This window comes from Streptomyces sp. NPDC045695, from assembly GCF_056432025.1.
Genome location: NZ_JBWKJU010000003.1, coordinates 149294 through 163311 on the forward strand (window position 1 = coordinate 149294; position 14018 = coordinate 163311).

The window sequence follows — 14018 nt, forward strand, 5'->3', positions numbered from 1 at the left end:
TCCGTGTCTCCCGTCCGAACGTCCCACGCGTGGGAACGAAACTACTTCGTACGCTTAAGACGATACCCCGACCCTCCAGCGAAACGAAACCGTTCCGTTTCGCTTCCGGCGGTGACCTGGATCACCTGTACGAGTTGCCAGGGCCCCCCGGCGCGGAAAGCATTGGGGGGTGAGTCACGACGTCGCGTACCTCCGGTTCCCGCACCTGCACGACAACCTCCTGTGTTTCGCCACCGAGGACGACCTCTGGGTCGCCCCGCTGGTCCCCGACGGCGAAGTCCCCGGCCGGGCCTGGCGGATCACCGTCGACCGGACCCGGGTCAGCCATCCCCGCTTCTCCCCCGACGGCCGGCACATCGCCTTCACCACCTGGCGCAGCCTCGACCCGGAGATCCACCTCGTCCCCGTCGACGGCGGCCCCGCCCGCCAGCTCAGCTACTGGGGCGCCACCGACACCCGCGTCTGCGGCTGGGACCCGGACGGCAACGTCCTCGCGGTCTCCTCGCACGGGCAGCCCTTCTCGCACTACGCCTGGGCCTACAAGGTGCCCACGGACGGCAGTCCCGGCGGCCGCCTGCCCTGGGGGCCCTGTTCCGACATCCAGGTCGCCGACATCGACGGGGAGCACCGCAGCCTTCTGCTCACCGGGAAGCCCCCGCACGAGCCCGCCGCCTGGAAGCGCTACCGCGGCGGCGCCACCGGCCGCCTGTGGCTGCACGGCGAACGGCTCCTGGAGCACGTCGACGGCCACCTCGACGCCCCGATGTTCGTCGACGGCCGCATCGCCTTCCTCTCCGACCACGAGGGCATCGGCAACCTGTACTCCTGCCTGCCCGACGGCACCGACCTGCGCCGCCACACCGACCACGAGGAGTTCTACGCCCGGCACGCCTCCAGCGACGGCCGCCGCATCGTCTACCAGTGCGCCGGGGACATCTGGCTCGTCGAATCCCTGGCCCCCGACGCCGCCCCGCGCAAGCTCCGTGTCCGGCTGGGGGGTGCGCGCGCCGGCCGGCGCCCCTACCAGGTGGCGGCCGCCCACCACGTCGACTCGCTCTCCGTGGACGCCACCGGCCGGGCCAGCGCGGTCGTGGTGCGCGGCAGCCTGTACTGGCTGACCCACCGCGACGGACCCGCCCGGACCATCGCCGACACCCCGGGTGTGCGGGTGCGGCTGCCGGAGATGCTCGGCAGCGGTGGTCAGGTCGCCTACGTGACCGACGCCGAGGGCGAGGACGCGATCGAGATCGCCTACCTGCCGCGGGCCTCCGGCGAGCGGGAGCCGCGCCGGCTCGCCTCGGGCCGGCTGGGGCGCGTCACCGAGCTGCTCTCCGATCCGGAGGGCGAGCGGCTCGCCATCGCCTCCAACGACGGGCGGCTCCTGCTCATCACCGTGTCCGAAAAAGCGGCTGACGCCGCGGGCACGGAGGAGTCCGACGGCGAGGTCACCGAGCTGATCCGGTCCATCAACGGACCCGTCACCGACCTGGCCTTCTCCCCCGACGGCACGTGGCTGACCTGGTCGCACCCGGGCATCGGACGCTCGCTGCGGCAGATCAAGATGGCCCGGATCTCCGGCCCCGGCGCGCACACGATCGTCGACGTCACCAACGGCCGCTTCGAGGACGAGAATCCGGTCTTCACCCGGGACGGCCGCTACCTGGCCTTCCTGTCGTGGCGCGGTTTCGACCCGGTGTACGACGTGCACACCGGCGACCTGTCCTTCCCCCTGGGCTGCCGCCCGTACCTGGTGCCGCTGTCCTCCGCGACCCCCTCCCCCTTCGCGCTCTCCGCCGAGGGGCGGCCCGCGGCGGGCGGACTGGACCCGGTCGAGGGCGACACGGGCGACGGCGCCGTGACCGTGGAGGTGGAGGGACTGGAGAGCCGGGTCACCCCCTTCCCGGTGACCGCGTCCAAGTACTCGGCCCTGTACCCGGTGAGCGGCGGCGGCCTGGTGTGGCTGCGCTGGCCGATCTCGGGCGCGCTCGGCGAGACCTTCGCCAACCCGGCCGACATCAGCGGCAAGCCGACGCTGGAGCACTTCGACCTCACCAAGGCCCGTAAGACCGAACTTGCCTCGGGGCTGGACTGGTTCGCGGTCAGCGGGGACGGCACCCGGCTCGTGATCAACGACGACGGCGAGCTCCGCGCGGTCCCGGCGACCGAGTCCGGCGACAGCGACTCCACCGTCTACCTGGACCTGCGGCGCATCCTGCACGAAGTGGACCCGGCGGCCGAGTGGCGCCAGGCCTTCGAGGAGGCCGGGCGGATCATCCGCGCGTACTTCTGGGACCCCAAGATGTGCGGCATCGACTGGGACGGGGTGCTGAGCCAGTACCGCCCCCTCGTCGAACGCGTGGCCTCCCCGGACGAGTTCGCCGACCTGCTGCGGGAGGTCCTCGGCGAGCTCGGCACCTCGCACGCCTACGTCTCCGCCGCCCGCCGCAACGAGGGCCCCCCGCACTACCAGCGGGCGATCGGCCTGCTCGGCGCCAACCTCGTCCCCCGGGACGGGGCATGGGTGGTCAGCCGGATCCTGCCCGGCGAGTCCTCGGACTCCAAGGCCCGCTCCCCGCTGGCCGGCACCGGCATCCGGGAGGGCGCGGTGCTCACGCACGTGGACGGGCGGCCCGTGGACCCGGTGACCGGGCCCTATCCGCTGCTCGCGGCGGCGGGCGGGACCACGGTGGAGCTGACCTTCGAGCCCGCGGAGGGCGAGGGCCGGGCCCGCCGGGTCGCCCTCGTGCCGCTCATCGACGAGCGGCCGCTGCGCTACCAGGACTGGGTGTCCAAGCGGCGCGCGGTGGTCCGGGAGATCAGCGGCGGCCGGTGCGGCTACCTCCACATCCCCGACATGGGCGGCTCGGGCTGGGCGCAGTTCAACCGCGACCTGCGGATGGAGATGTCCCGGCCCGCGCTGATCGTGGACGTGCGCGGCAACGCGGGCGGGCACATCAGCGAGCTGGTGGTGGAGAAGCTGACCCGCTCCATCCTCGGCTGGGACCTGACCCGCGACGCCCAGCCGGTGTCGTACGCCTCCAACGCGCCCCGCGGTCCCATCGTGGCGCTGGCCGACGAGGCGACCTCCTCGGACGGGGACATGATCACCGCGGCCTTCAAGCTGCTGGGGCTGGGTCCGGTGGTGGGCCAGCGCACCTGGGGCGGGGTCGTCGGCATGACCGGCCGGCACACCCTCGGCGACGGCACGGTGATCACGGTGCCGATGAATGCCGCCTGGTTCCCCGAGTACGGGTGGTCGGTGGAGAACCACGGCGTGGAACCGGACCTGGCCATCCAGCGCACCCCGCTGGACTGGGCGGAGGGGCGGCACGCCCAGCTGGACGACGCCGTGCACCTGGCGCTGGAGCTGCTGGAACAGGACCCGGCCGCGGTCCCGCCCGGCTACACGGACGTACCGGACCGGCGACGTCCCAAGCTGCCGCCCAGGCAGTGAGGCACGCACGAGGGGCGCGGTCCCTGAACGGCGGGACCGCGCCCCTCGGCGCTGTGATGCGGCGGTGCTGTGCTGCTGCGCGGGTGCTCCCGCGCGTTCAGGCCCGGTCGTCGACCTCGTCGCGTATGCCGTCGAACCTCCGCCTCGGCGCGCCCTCGACCTCGGTGACGCGCTCCGGCGCCTCGGCGCGGGCGCCCTCCGCGGCCCGCTGGGCCCGCTCCCTGAGCTGCTGCGCCTTGGCCTCGAACTGCTCCCTGATACCCATGCTTTCACTCCCTGAGGGGTAGTGGTGGTGGGGCTCGACCAGGGTTGCACGGGCGGACAAAGCTCGCATTTCGATCAGCGGTGCTGCGCGCGCTCCTGTTCGTCGGCAGCTCCGCCGGCCCCCACAAGCCCCTTGGACACGCTGCCCAGTCGTGGCTCGAACCGCTTCATCTCCCGCTGCCCGGCCACCGCGATCATCCCGGGCAGGTAGCCGCGCATCCCCTGCATCCCGCGCAGCCACCACTGCGCGTACACGTGCGGCGAGCGCCGCTCGATGCCCGCGACGATGCGGTCGACCGCGGGCCCGAGCGGGTACGTGCGGTTGGACGGCCACGGCAGGCGCTGGCGCAGCTCCCGCATGACGTCGTTCTCGTCGGCGCCGCGCACCATGTCGGTGTCGGTCCAGGAGAGGTAGCCGACGCCGACCTTGACGCCCTTGTAGCCGACCTCGGCGCGCAGGCAGTGGGCGAAGGCCTCGACGCCGGACTTGGAGGCGCAGTAGGCGGTCATCATGGGCGCCGGGGTGAGCGCGGCGAGCGAGGCGATCTGCAGGAAGTAGCCGCGGCTCTCCATGAGTACGGGCAGGAACGCCCGGGCGGTGACGGCGCCGCCGATGAGGTTGACCTCGATCACCCGGCGCCATGCGTCGGGGTCCGACTCGGCGAACGGGCCGCCGGCGGCCACGCCCGCGTTGGCGACCACGATGTCGACCTTCCCGAAGCGCTGCTTGACCTCCCGCGCGACGCGGGCCATGGCCTCGTGGTCGGTGACGTCGGCGTACCAGTGGTCGCTGTCGGTGTGCAGCCGCTCGGAGACCTCCTTGAGCGCCGCCGGCTCCAGACCGACGAGGGCGACCTTCGCGCCGCGGGCCGAGAGCTTGCGCGCGAGCAGCTCACCGACCCCGCGTGCGGCGCCCGTGACGACGGCGACCTGGCCTTCCAGACTCCTGCGCGGACTCATCGCGTCGTCTCCTTCGTGTCGTTCGCGTCGTTCGTGTCGTTCGCGTCGTTCACGGACCGGACGAGGCCCCGTATGACGGTGCTGACGGCCTCCGGGGCCTCGATCGGGGTCATGTGCCCCATGCCGGTGAGCTCGGTGAGGCCCACGCAGTCCGGCAGATCGGCGGCCAGCCGGCGCGCGTGCACGAGGGGCGTGAGCCGGTCGGCGGTGCCCGCGACGACGGCGGTCGGCACGGCGAGCCGGGCCACTCCCGCGTCGAGGTCCAGCCCCGCCAGGACCTGGGACCAGGCGTGGCGTACCGCGGTGGGGCACGCGTGGACGATACGGGCGCACGCCTCGACCCGGTCGGGCGCGGAACCGGGGGCCATGGTGGCGTACTTGAGGACCTTGCGGGCCATGGGCGTGACCGGCCCGAGCGGGGCGCGGGATCCGAGGACCGCGCCGGTGATGAGGGCGCGTACCCGCCCGGCGGCCAGCGGCACCACCCGCGCCTCCGCGATCAGCCGGGAGCTGCCGGTGCTGCACAGCAGCGCGGCCGCGACGTGCTCGGCGAACTCCGGCCGGCCCGCGGCCGCCATGATCGTCATGCCGCCCATGGAGTGCCCGGCGACGACCGCGCGCTCCCCGGGGGCGAGAGCGGCGCCGAGCACCGCCACGAGGTCGTCCGCCAGGGCGGTGGTGCTGTGCGCCGCGGCGGCGGGGCTGCGGCCGTGCCCGCGCTGGTCGTAGGCGATGACCCGGTGGTCCGTGGCCAGCTCCCGTATCTGCGCGGCCCAGAACGCGGTGGAACAGGTCCAGCCGTGCGCGAGCACCACGGCCGGCGCCCCTTCCTCCCCGTGCACCTCCACGTGCAGCCGGGCCCCGTCGGCCGAGACGGCGACGAGCTCGCGCCGCGGGCCCCGTCGGCCGAGACGGCGACGAGCTCGCGCCGCGCGGCGGGCGGCGCGAACGGCCCGGAGGTGACGTGCGTCAGCCGGCTCACGCGGCGCCCTCCGCGAGCTCGGCGGCCCCGCCGCCCGCGGCCGGGTGGTCCGGGGCCGGGGCGTCCGGCTGCGGCGCCGCCTCGGGCCCCGCGGGTACGGGGACCCGCTCGCGCTCCCGGCCGCGCACCCGTACGACCTCGTACTCGGCGAGGTCCACGGTCCGGGTCTCGCGGCGGAACTCGCCCGTCGTGCCCGGCCAGACCGTCGTGTTGCGGCCCTGCGCGTCCAGGTACCAGCTGGTGCAGCCGCCGGTGCTCCACACCGTCCGCTTCATCCGGTCCTGCACGTGCCGGTTCCACTTGTTGACGGCGGGGGGGCGCGCGGACAGCGCGACCTTGCCGCCCAGGCTGCTGCCGCCGAGGACGGCGAGCTGGCGCAGGTAGTCGGCCATGTAGTTGAGCTGCGACTCGATCATCAGGATCATCGAGCTGTTCCCGAGCCCGGTGTTCGGACCGATGATCGTCATCCAGTTGGGGAAGCCGGCCGCGCTCGCTCCGCGCAGCGAGGCCATCCCGTCCTTCCACTGGGCGGCCAGGGTCTTGCCCTCCGCGCCGACCACCCGCTCGGCGATCGGCAGCTCCGTCACGTGGAAGCCGGTGCCGAAGATGATCGCGTCGACCTCGGTGCACGTCCCGTCGGCGGCGACCAGGACCGAGCCCCGGATCTCCTTCAGCCCGGAGGCGACCAGGTCCACGTTGGGCCGGGCCAGGGCCGGGTAGTACGTGCTGGAGAGCAGGATCCGCTTGCAGCCGATCCGGTAGGAGGGCGTCAGCTTGGCGCGCAGCGCCGGGTCCTTGATCGAGCGGGCCATGTTGGCCTTGGCGAGCGCTTCGACCAGCCCGAGCTGGTTCGGCCGCTTGGTGAAGGCGCTGACCTGGAGGTCGCGGATCCCCCACTGCAGGCCGCGGCGCGCCGCCTGCGTGAAGGGCAGCTGGCGGTGCAGCCAGCGCTCCACGGCGGTGATGGCCCGGTCGGTGCGCGGCATGACCCACGGCGGGGTCCGCTGGAACAGCGTCAGGCGCTGCAAGTCCGGGGCGATGGCGGGCACGATCTGGATGGCGGAGGCGCCCGTACCGACCACGGCGACGCGCTTGCCGGTGAGGTCGTAGTCGTGGTCCCAGCGCGCGGAGTGGAAGACCTTGCCGGGGAACTGGGCGAGCCCCGGGATCTCGGGCGTCTTGGGCTCGGACAGCGGACCGGTCGCCGAGACCACCACGTCGGCCGTCAGCTCGCCCCGCGCGGTCTCGATCTCCCAGTGCAGCTCGTCGGCGTCCCAGCGCATCATCCGGACCTCGGATGCGAGCCGGATGTGGGGCCGCAGGCCGAAGGTGTCGGCGACGTGCTCCAGGTAGGCACGGATGGCCGGCTGCCCGGAGAAGGTCCGGGGCCAGTCCGGATGGGGCGCGAAGGAGAAGGAGTAAAGGTGCGAGGGCACGTCGCAGGCGCACCCCGGATAACTGTTGTCGCGCCAGGTCCCGCCGACCGCGTCGCCGCGCTCCAGGACGACGAAGTCGGTGATCCCCTCGCGCCGCAGCCGTACCGCGGCGCCCAGTCCGCTGAATCCGGACCCGATCACCGCCACCCGCACGTGCTCACGTCCGCCCGTGCCGCCCCTGCCGCCCGTGCCCGTGCCGCCCATGTCCGCCGCCTTCCGCTTCATCCGCAGTCCCAGCCACGCAACGCCGCACACAATCGAAACACTGCCAGCAATCACTGGCACAATCGGGAGGGTAGAGCAGCTCCGTACTCATGGGTAGGGGTCACACCCGGAAAGTTACCGCTGGTACGCCATAAGGTGCGTCTGTGGCGAAGGAAGAGACGCGAGCGAAGACGGTGCGCGAGTACCGCACGGAGGAGCTGGCCGAGGCGGCCGGCATCCCGGTCCGCACCCTGCGCTTCTACCGTGAGCGCAAACTGCTCCCGCCGCCGCGCCGCGAGGGCCGGATCGCCTGGTACGACGACCACCACCTGGCCCGGCTGCGCACCATCGCCGCCCTGCTGGAGCGCGGCCACACCCTCGGCGGCATCGCCGAGCTGACCGCCGCCTTCGAGTCCGGCCGCGACGTCGGCCAGCTCGGCGAACTCCTCGGCATGGCCGGGTCGGAGGAGACCCCGGTCCGGCTCACCCCGGAGGCACTGGCCGACTACTTCGAGGGCGAGGTCACCCCGGAGAACCTGGCGGCCTCCCTGGGTCTGGGCTACCTGGCCGTCGACGGGGACACGATCGTGCACGTCAGCCGGCGCCTGCTGGACGCCTCCTCGGCCCTGGTCCGCGAGGGCGTCCCGCTGTCAGCGGTGCTGGAGGCGGGCCGGCGCGTGCGCGAGCACGCCGACGCGATGGCGCTCCTGTTCACCGAGCTGATCGCCACGCACCTGCCGCCCGAGACCCTGCCGCGCCTGCGTCCGCTGGCCAAGAGCGTGGTCGAGGCGGAACTGACGATGGCGATGGACCGCCTGGCGGCCGGGGCCCGGACACCGGCCTCGGATCAAGCGCCCAGTTCGTAGACCACGGTCACGGGCGCGTGGTCCGACCAGCGCTCGGGGTGCGTCTCGGCCCTCTCCACGAAGCCCTTGACCGCCCTCGCGGCCAGGCCCGGGGTCGCCACCTGGAGGTCGATGCGCCAGCCGGCGTCGTTGTCGAAGGCCCGCCCGCGGTAGGACCACCAGGAGTACGGCCCCTCGGTGTCCGGGTGCAGCTCGCGCACGACGTCCACGTACCCGGCCTCGGCGTACACCTTCCCCAGCCACTCCCGCTCCTCGGGGAGGAAGCCGGCGTTCTTGCGGTTCGTCTTCCAGTTCTTGAGGTCGGCTTCCCGGTGGCAGATGTTCCAGTCACCGCACACGACGACCTCCCGCCCGCCGGCGGCCGCCCGCACCTTCAGCTCCCGCAGGTACATCAGGAACTCGGCCATGAACCGGTACTTCTCGTCCTGGCGCTCGGTCCCGGCCTCCCCGGAGGGCAGGTAGAGGCTGGCCACGGTCACACCGGGCAGATCGACCTCCAGGTACCGCCCGCTGGTGTCGAACTCCTCGCTCCCGAAGCCGACCTGCACCCGCTCGGGCGCGCGGCGCGTGTACAGCGCGACTCCGGCCCGGCCCTTGGCGGCCGCCGGCGCGAACACGGTGTGCCACCCCTCCGGGCTGCGCACGTCCTGCGGGATCTGCCCCTCCTCGGCCCGTACCTCCTGAAGGCAGACCACATCGGCGTCGGATCCCTCGAGCCACGCCCCGAAGCCCTTCTTGGCGGCGGCGCGGATCCCATTCACATTCACGGAGGTCACGGTGAGCATCCCAGCACCATAGCGGGACGGTTCCGTACCATGTTCGGATGTCTCACCGCATACAGCTGCGCACCGTTCCGTACGACCACCCGGACGCGGTCAAGCTCAACGACCAGGTCCAGCTCGAATACCAGGAGCGGTACGAGGGCGAGGGCGACGCCACCTTCCTGGACCCGGCGATGTTCGCCCCGCCGCAGGGCCTGTACCTCCTGGCGTACGACGCCACGGACGCCCCGGTCGCGAGCGGTGGCTGGCGCAGGCAGGACGAGAACGACGAGGGCTACTCGGACGGCGACGCCGAGCTCAAGCGCATGTACGTCGTCCCGGAAGCCCGCGGCCTGGGTCTGGCCCGCCGGATCCTGACCGCCCTGGAAGCGGACGCCCGCGCGGCGGGCCGCCGGCGCATGGTCCTCGAAACGGGCGACCGGCAGCCGGAGGCGATCGCCCTCTACCTCTCCTGCGGCTACACCCACTCCGCCAAGTTCGGCTACTACCGCTTCCACGACTCCAGCCGCTGCATGGTGAAGCAGCTGACCGGCTGACCGGCCCCTCCAGCCCCGCCGCACCCCCAGCCCCGCCGGTTTGAGGCGCGGAGCCCCGGCAGCCGGTCCGCGGCAGCCTTAGCGCGGGAGCCAGACGGCTCGGTCCGTGCCCCACCGCGACGGCCCCACCGCCCACTCCCCGAAGGGACTGGCGGCGTGCCGCAGCACCCCGTACCCCGACGGAGCCTCCCGGAGGAACGGCCCCGCCGCGTATCCGCGACCGGGCTGCGCCGCCCCGGCCGGGGACAGGTCCCGCACCAGCCACGACCCCGTCCCGGCGAGGGAGAACCGCAGCCCGCGCCCACCCCCCTGCGCCAGCGCCCTCAGCACGCCCGCCGCCACCAGGTACCCCGTCCCGTGGTCCAGCGCCTGCGCCGGCAGCACCCCGGGCACACCGTCCGCCCCCGCGCAGCGCGCAGCGATCCCGTAGCCCGCCTGTACCAGCGAGTCGAACCCCCGCCGCCCCGCCCACGGCCCCCACTCCCGCCACCCCCAGGCGCACAGCTCGGCCACCACCAGTCCAGGCCACCGCTCCAGCAGTTCCCTCGCCCCGAGCCCGTACCGCTCCAGCGCTCCCGGCCGGTACCCCGTCACCACCACGTCGGCCCCGGCCAGCAGCTCCTCGAAGACCGCCCGGTCCCCCGCCACCGCCAGGTCGAGCCGCGCCGACCGCTTCCCGAAGCCGGTGTCCGCGTACGCGTCGTCCGCCTCTGGCAGCGCCGGCGGGTCGATCCGCAGCACGTCCGCCCCCAGCACTCCGAGCGTCCGCGTCGCGACGGGCCCGGCGATGACCCGGGTCAGGTCCAGGACCCGCACCCTGGCCGCGGGCCGCCCGGCCGGGGCCGCCCCGAGGGGCCGCCCCCGCGCACCGGATTCCCGCACGGCCTCCACCAGCGGCTGCGGTTCCCCGTACTCGCCCGTCACGGCGACGGCGAGTCCGCCCGCCCCGTACACGAGCTCCTGCACCTCGACGGCCGTCCGTCCCGCCACCGCGGCGCGCACCGCGTCCGGCGTCGCGGACGGCAGCGCCAGCGCCCGTACCAACGCCGCCTCGTGGTGGGGGTAGTTGGCGTGGGTCCGCACCCATCCGTCGGCCGCCCGCCAGAAACCGGACAGCGGCGCGAAGGTCACCGGGGTCCGCCCCGCCACCCGCAAGTGCCGCTCGCTGACGAACGCGGTCGCCACCGCCCCCTCGTCCACCACGAGCGGCGCTACGTCGTCCACCCCGCCCCCGGCCCGTACCGCGGCCAGCTCCGCCGCGGCCAGCGCGCACGCCCCGACGGTCGCCCGCGCCAACTCGCGTACCGGCAAGGGCCCGTCCGCGAGGTTCCCGACTCCCCGGTACCGCACCCGCCCGACCGCGTCCGGCGCCCCGCCGAGCGCCTCCCAGGCCTGGACCGTGCCGGCGTCCCGCTCACCAGTGATCACCATGTGCTCATCATTCCCGAGGCGAACGGGTCCTGCGGCTGAGCCCCCACCCCGTCCGGGTGCGTCATACAGCCCGTCTCAAAAAGGGCAGAACTGACGATCCTTGGTCTCACGCCTGACCGGTTCGGCGCCTTACGTTGCCAAAAGCGACCATCGGGACCGCCGTGGCCCTGCCGGTCATGCCACGACGAGGAGCTGCCATGAGGGTCTGGTCCTGCCCGTCCGGAACCTGGGAGTTCGCCTGGACCCTGCCGCACCCGCGCTTACGCCCGGGGGTCTGCGGTTACCGGGGCTTTCGACTGGATCCGGCCGGAGTGCACCGGCGTCTGGAGCTCCCCGACGGAATGGTGACCCTGGTCGCCGGATTCGGCGGCCCGGCCACGGTCACGGACCTGCGCGGCGACCCGCCGCGTCCGGCCGCCTCCCACGTCTCCCTGGTGTCCGGTCTGCACACGCACGCGGTGCTCGTCGAGCACGACGGTCCCGTCAGCGGTCTCCAGATCATGCTCGCGCCGTGGACCGCCTTCACCCTCCTCGGGACGGGCATGCACGACCTGGCCAACACCGTCGTCGCGCTGGAGGACGTACTCGGCGTCCGGGGCCGGACCCTTCCCGCCGTGCTCGCCTCCGTCCCGGGCTGGGCCGGCCGCTTCGGCCTCCTGGACTCGGTCCTGATCCACGCCCTGGAGAAAGGGCCCCCGGCCGCCCCGCAGGTGGCGCGGGCCTGGCAGCTGCTGTCCGCCGGGCCGCGGCCGCCGGACCTCGGCGTGCTGGCCGCGCAGGTCGGCTGGAGCGAACGGCAGCTGAGGCGGCGCTTCGAGGAGCAGATCGGCCTCTCGCCGAAACCGGCCGCGCGGGTGGCCCGGCTGCGTTCCGCCCTGCGCATGCTCACCGGCGGGCAGTCGGCCGCCGCGACGGCTTCGGCCTGCGGATTCCACGACCAGGCCCACTTCCACCACGAGTTCAAGGCGATGACCAGTCTGACCCCGGCCGATTTCCTGGTCCGCCGTAGATCGGGAGCCGCCGGGCCCCAGCCGCTGGACCGGATACCCGGGGAGCCCACCGGCGTCGCGCTCACCGGCTGATCCGGGGCGCCCGCCGGCCGCCGGGCGTCAGGGCCGGTTTCTACAAGACACCCCACAGCGCCCGTGTCAGGGTGATGCCGCCCTGAGACCTCGCCTGACCAGAGAAAAGGTGACCAAGGTGCCGCTGGACGACGAAGTGACCGTAGTGCGGACTCCCGCCGAGTTCCTCGACATGCCCGACGAATACCAGGACATGGCCAAACGCCAGATGCTCATCCACACCGAGGGCGAGCTGTCCGGCGCCGACGACTACATCCGGGTGTTCTACCCGCTCGCGCCGAACGCGGAGGAGCGCCAGGTCTGCTGCGAACGGGCCGCCGAGGAGTTCAACCACTTCAAGGTCGCCAGCGCGGTCCTCGCGGACCTGGGGGTGGACACCACGTACATGGGGACCCAGTCCCTGGAGGAGCGGCGCAAGCTCTTCCTGTCCGCGGACTTCCACAACAGCACCACGTGGGCCGAGCGCGGTGTCGTGTCCTGGCTCATCGAGGACGCCGTCATGGAGCTGCTCAAGGAGATGTCCGTCAGCAGCTACCGCCCCTGGGCCGATTCCTTCCGGACCGTGATCCAGGACGAGCGGGTCCACATCGCGCACGGCGCGCGGATCGTCCGCGGCCTGGTGAAGGACCCGGACGGCAAGAAGCAGGTGCAGGCCGCCGTGGACCGGCTGTGGCCGCATTCGCTCGCGGTGTTCGGCAACCCCGAGGCCAAGAAGGCGGAGATCGCGGTCCGCTGGGGCCTGCGCACGCGCACGAACGCCGAGGCCCGGCATGACTGGGAGGTCCGCGGCGGCGCGAAGGTGCGCAAGCTCGGCCTGACCGTCCCGTCATGACCCCGCACGGCCGGCCCGGAACACCTGTTGGCAGAGGAGCCCGCCCATGTCATCCGTACCGCTCAACCTCACCCGTCGGCCCCGCTCGCGGGAGGAGATCCGCGAGCGGGTCGCCGACATCGTCCGCCAGGAGCCGGAACTCGGCGTGCGGCTCGACGCGTTGCGCTCGTTCAGCCGCAAGGTCCGCAACACGGAGGTGCACCTGACCGGTGCCTGCAACATCCGGTGCGACGGGTGCTGGTTCTTCGCCCACGACTTCGACTCGGCGGTGCGCGACGAGCGCGATCTGACGAAGGTCCGGGCGTTCGTGGAGCGCATCAAGGCCGGCGGGGTCACCTCGGCCCTGCTGATCGGCGGGGAGCCGACGCTCGTCCCCGACCGGATCCGGCCGTTCGTCGACCTGCTGGACTTCGTCACCATCTCCACCAACGGTCTGCTCGCGCTGCCGATGGAGGGCTTCGAGGAGGTGGCGATAGCGGTGTCCGTCTTCGGCGGCGGCCCGCTGGACGACCAGCTGCGCGCGATCCACCCCAACGGCCGGCGGTTCTCCGGCCTCATCGACACGGCTCTGGAGAACTACCGCGGTGACCCGCGGGCCACTTTCGTCTACGCGCTGACCGAGCAGGGCTCCGGCTACATCGAGGAGACCGTCGGCAAGATGGCGGAGAACGGGAATCTGGTCAGCTTCAACTTCTACAGCGAGTACGGCGGCGAGCATCCCCTCAGGGAGCCGGAGGGCCGCAGACTGCTCAACGAGGCCCTGCGGGTGCAACAGCTGTTCCCTGACGCGGTGGTCAACGACCCGTACTACATAGAGGCCCTGATCACGGGCCGTTCGCACGGTCAGAGCTTCGGGTACGACGTCTGCCCCAGCATCAGCGTCGACCACAAGGCGCACGAGCAGCGGATCGCCAACGGCAATCCGGTGCTGCCGGGGTTCAACGCGTGGGGCGCCGACCTGGAGACGGTGCAGTTCTGCTGTACTTCCGGCCACTGCGGGGACTGCCGCGACAGCCAGGCGGTGCACAGTTGGCTGTTGATGAGCATGCACGAGTTCCTGGACGGCCCGGACGCCCTGCGCACCTGGCTCGGTGTCTCGGAGGGGTACTGGCGCCAGTGGAGCTGGTCCCCGTACAGCCCGCACCGGACGGCCTGACCGGGTCTCCGGCTCCGCACGACAGCACTTCGA

The 14018-nt window shown here is 72.8% G+C and carries 11 protein-coding genes and 1 pseudogene; 6 read left to right on the top strand and 6 right to left on the bottom strand.

Going from position 1 to position 14018, the window contains the following annotated elements; all coding sequences use genetic code 11:
- Window positions 1-169: 169 nt before the first annotated feature.
- Window positions 170-3454, top strand: coding sequence for a S41 family peptidase (locus tag AC07DU_RS07005; protein WP_479110041.1), 3285 nt, complete (start codon window positions 170-172; stop codon window positions 3452-3454).
- A gap of 97 nt (window positions 3455-3551) precedes the next feature.
- Here AC07DU_RS07005 and AC07DU_RS07010 read toward each other — a convergent pair whose 3' ends face one another.
- The 4 genes and pseudogenes from AC07DU_RS07010 to AC07DU_RS07025 form a co-directional block, all read right to left on the bottom strand.
- The gene (locus tag AC07DU_RS07010) at window positions 3552-3719 is read right to left on the bottom strand and encodes a hypothetical protein (protein ID WP_360891391.1); all 168 of its coding nucleotides are present in this window, start codon (window positions 3717-3719) and stop codon (window positions 3552-3554) included.
- Window positions 3720-3793: 74 nt separating this feature from the next.
- Entirely contained in the window at window positions 3794-4678 is an 885-nt protein-coding gene (locus AC07DU_RS07015) for an SDR family oxidoreductase (RefSeq protein ID WP_361939038.1), read from the bottom strand.
- Window positions 4675-5660 (bottom strand): annotated as a pseudogene (locus AC07DU_RS07020) (alpha/beta fold hydrolase). Before AC07DU_RS07020 ends, AC07DU_RS07015 begins: the two are co-directional and overlap by 4 nt.
- Window positions 5657-7300 carry a flavin-containing monooxygenase gene (locus tag AC07DU_RS07025; RefSeq protein ID WP_479110423.1) on the bottom strand — a complete coding sequence of 548 codons (1644 nt, stop codon included), beginning with the start codon at window positions 7298-7300 and terminating at the stop codon, window positions 5657-5659. Before AC07DU_RS07025 ends, AC07DU_RS07020 begins: the two are co-directional and overlap by 4 nt.
- 164 nt (window positions 7301-7464) lie before the next feature.
- On the opposite strand from AC07DU_RS07025, the gene AC07DU_RS07030 reads away from it, so the two are divergent.
- The gene (locus AC07DU_RS07030) at window positions 7465-8166 is read left to right on the top strand and encodes a MerR family transcriptional regulator (protein ID WP_453372867.1); all 702 of its coding nucleotides are present in this window, start codon (window positions 7465-7467) and stop codon (window positions 8164-8166) included.
- Here AC07DU_RS07030 and AC07DU_RS07035 read toward each other — a convergent pair.
- Window positions 8148-8951 (bottom strand): exodeoxyribonuclease III, encoded by an 804-nt coding sequence (locus tag AC07DU_RS07035; RefSeq protein ID WP_360891380.1) that lies wholly within the window; start codon window positions 8949-8951, stop codon window positions 8148-8150. The genes AC07DU_RS07030 and AC07DU_RS07035 overlap by 19 nt on opposite strands.
- A gap of 38 nt (window positions 8952-8989) precedes the next feature.
- Here AC07DU_RS07035 and AC07DU_RS07040 point away from each other — a divergent pair, with 38 nt between their 5' ends.
- A complete protein-coding gene (locus AC07DU_RS07040; RefSeq protein ID WP_479110043.1) occupies window positions 8990-9484 on the top strand; it encodes a GNAT family N-acetyltransferase in 495 nt (164 codons plus the stop codon).
- Between the two features lie 78 nt (window positions 9485-9562).
- Here the strand turns inward: AC07DU_RS07040 and AC07DU_RS07045 are convergent, their stop codons facing one another.
- Window positions 9563-10915 (bottom strand): CoA transferase, encoded by a 1353-nt coding sequence (locus AC07DU_RS07045; protein WP_479110045.1) that lies wholly within the window; start codon window positions 10913-10915, stop codon window positions 9563-9565.
- 197 nt (window positions 10916-11112) lie between these two features.
- On the opposite strand from AC07DU_RS07045, the gene AC07DU_RS07050 reads away from it, so the two are divergent.
- The 3 genes from AC07DU_RS07050 (at window position 11113) to AC07DU_RS07060 (ending at window position 13985) form a co-directional block, all read left to right on the top strand.
- Window positions 11113-11997: an AraC family transcriptional regulator gene (locus tag AC07DU_RS07050; RefSeq protein ID WP_479110047.1), complete on the top strand. Its 885-nt coding sequence runs from the start codon at window positions 11113-11115 to the stop codon at window positions 11995-11997.
- A 109-nt stretch (window positions 11998-12106) separates the two neighbouring features.
- On the top strand, window positions 12107-12829 hold the full coding sequence (locus AC07DU_RS07055; protein ID WP_479110049.1) for a Phenylacetic acid catabolic protein: 723 nt from the start codon (window positions 12107-12109) through the stop codon (window positions 12827-12829).
- 46 nt (window positions 12830-12875) lie between these two features.
- Complete coding sequence (locus AC07DU_RS07060) at window positions 12876-13985, top strand: radical SAM protein (RefSeq protein WP_479110051.1); 1110 nt, start codon at window positions 12876-12878, stop codon at window positions 13983-13985.
- Window positions 13986-14018 lie beyond the last annotated feature (33 nt).

Coding starts and splice junctions, on each gene's coding strand:
- AC07DU_RS07010 (WP_360891391.1), bottom strand. CDS start 3,719: ATGGGTATCAGGGAGCAGTTCGAGGCCAAGGCGCAGCAGCTCAGGGAG.
- AC07DU_RS07050 (WP_479110047.1), top strand. CDS start 11,113: ATGAGGGTCTGGTCCTGCCCGTCCGGAACCTGGGAGTTCGCCTGGACC.
- AC07DU_RS07015 (WP_361939038.1), bottom strand. CDS start 4,678: ATGAGTCCGCGCAGGAGTCTGGAAGGCCAGGTCGCCGTCGTCACGGGC.
- AC07DU_RS07040 (WP_479110043.1), top strand. CDS start 8,990: ATGTCTCACCGCATACAGCTGCGCACCGTTCCGTACGACCACCCGGAC.
- AC07DU_RS07060 (WP_479110051.1), top strand. CDS start 12,876: ATGTCATCCGTACCGCTCAACCTCACCCGTCGGCCCCGCTCGCGGGAG.
- AC07DU_RS07035 (WP_360891380.1), bottom strand. CDS start 8,951: ATGCTCACCGTGACCTCCGTGAATGTGAATGGGATCCGCGCCGCCGCC.
- AC07DU_RS07025 (WP_479110423.1), bottom strand. CDS start 7,300: ATGGGCGGCACGGGCACGGGCGGCAGGGGCGGCACGGGCGGACGTGAG.
- AC07DU_RS07045 (WP_479110045.1), bottom strand. CDS start 10,915: ATGGTGATCACTGGTGAGCGGGACGCCGGCACGGTCCAGGCCTGGGAG.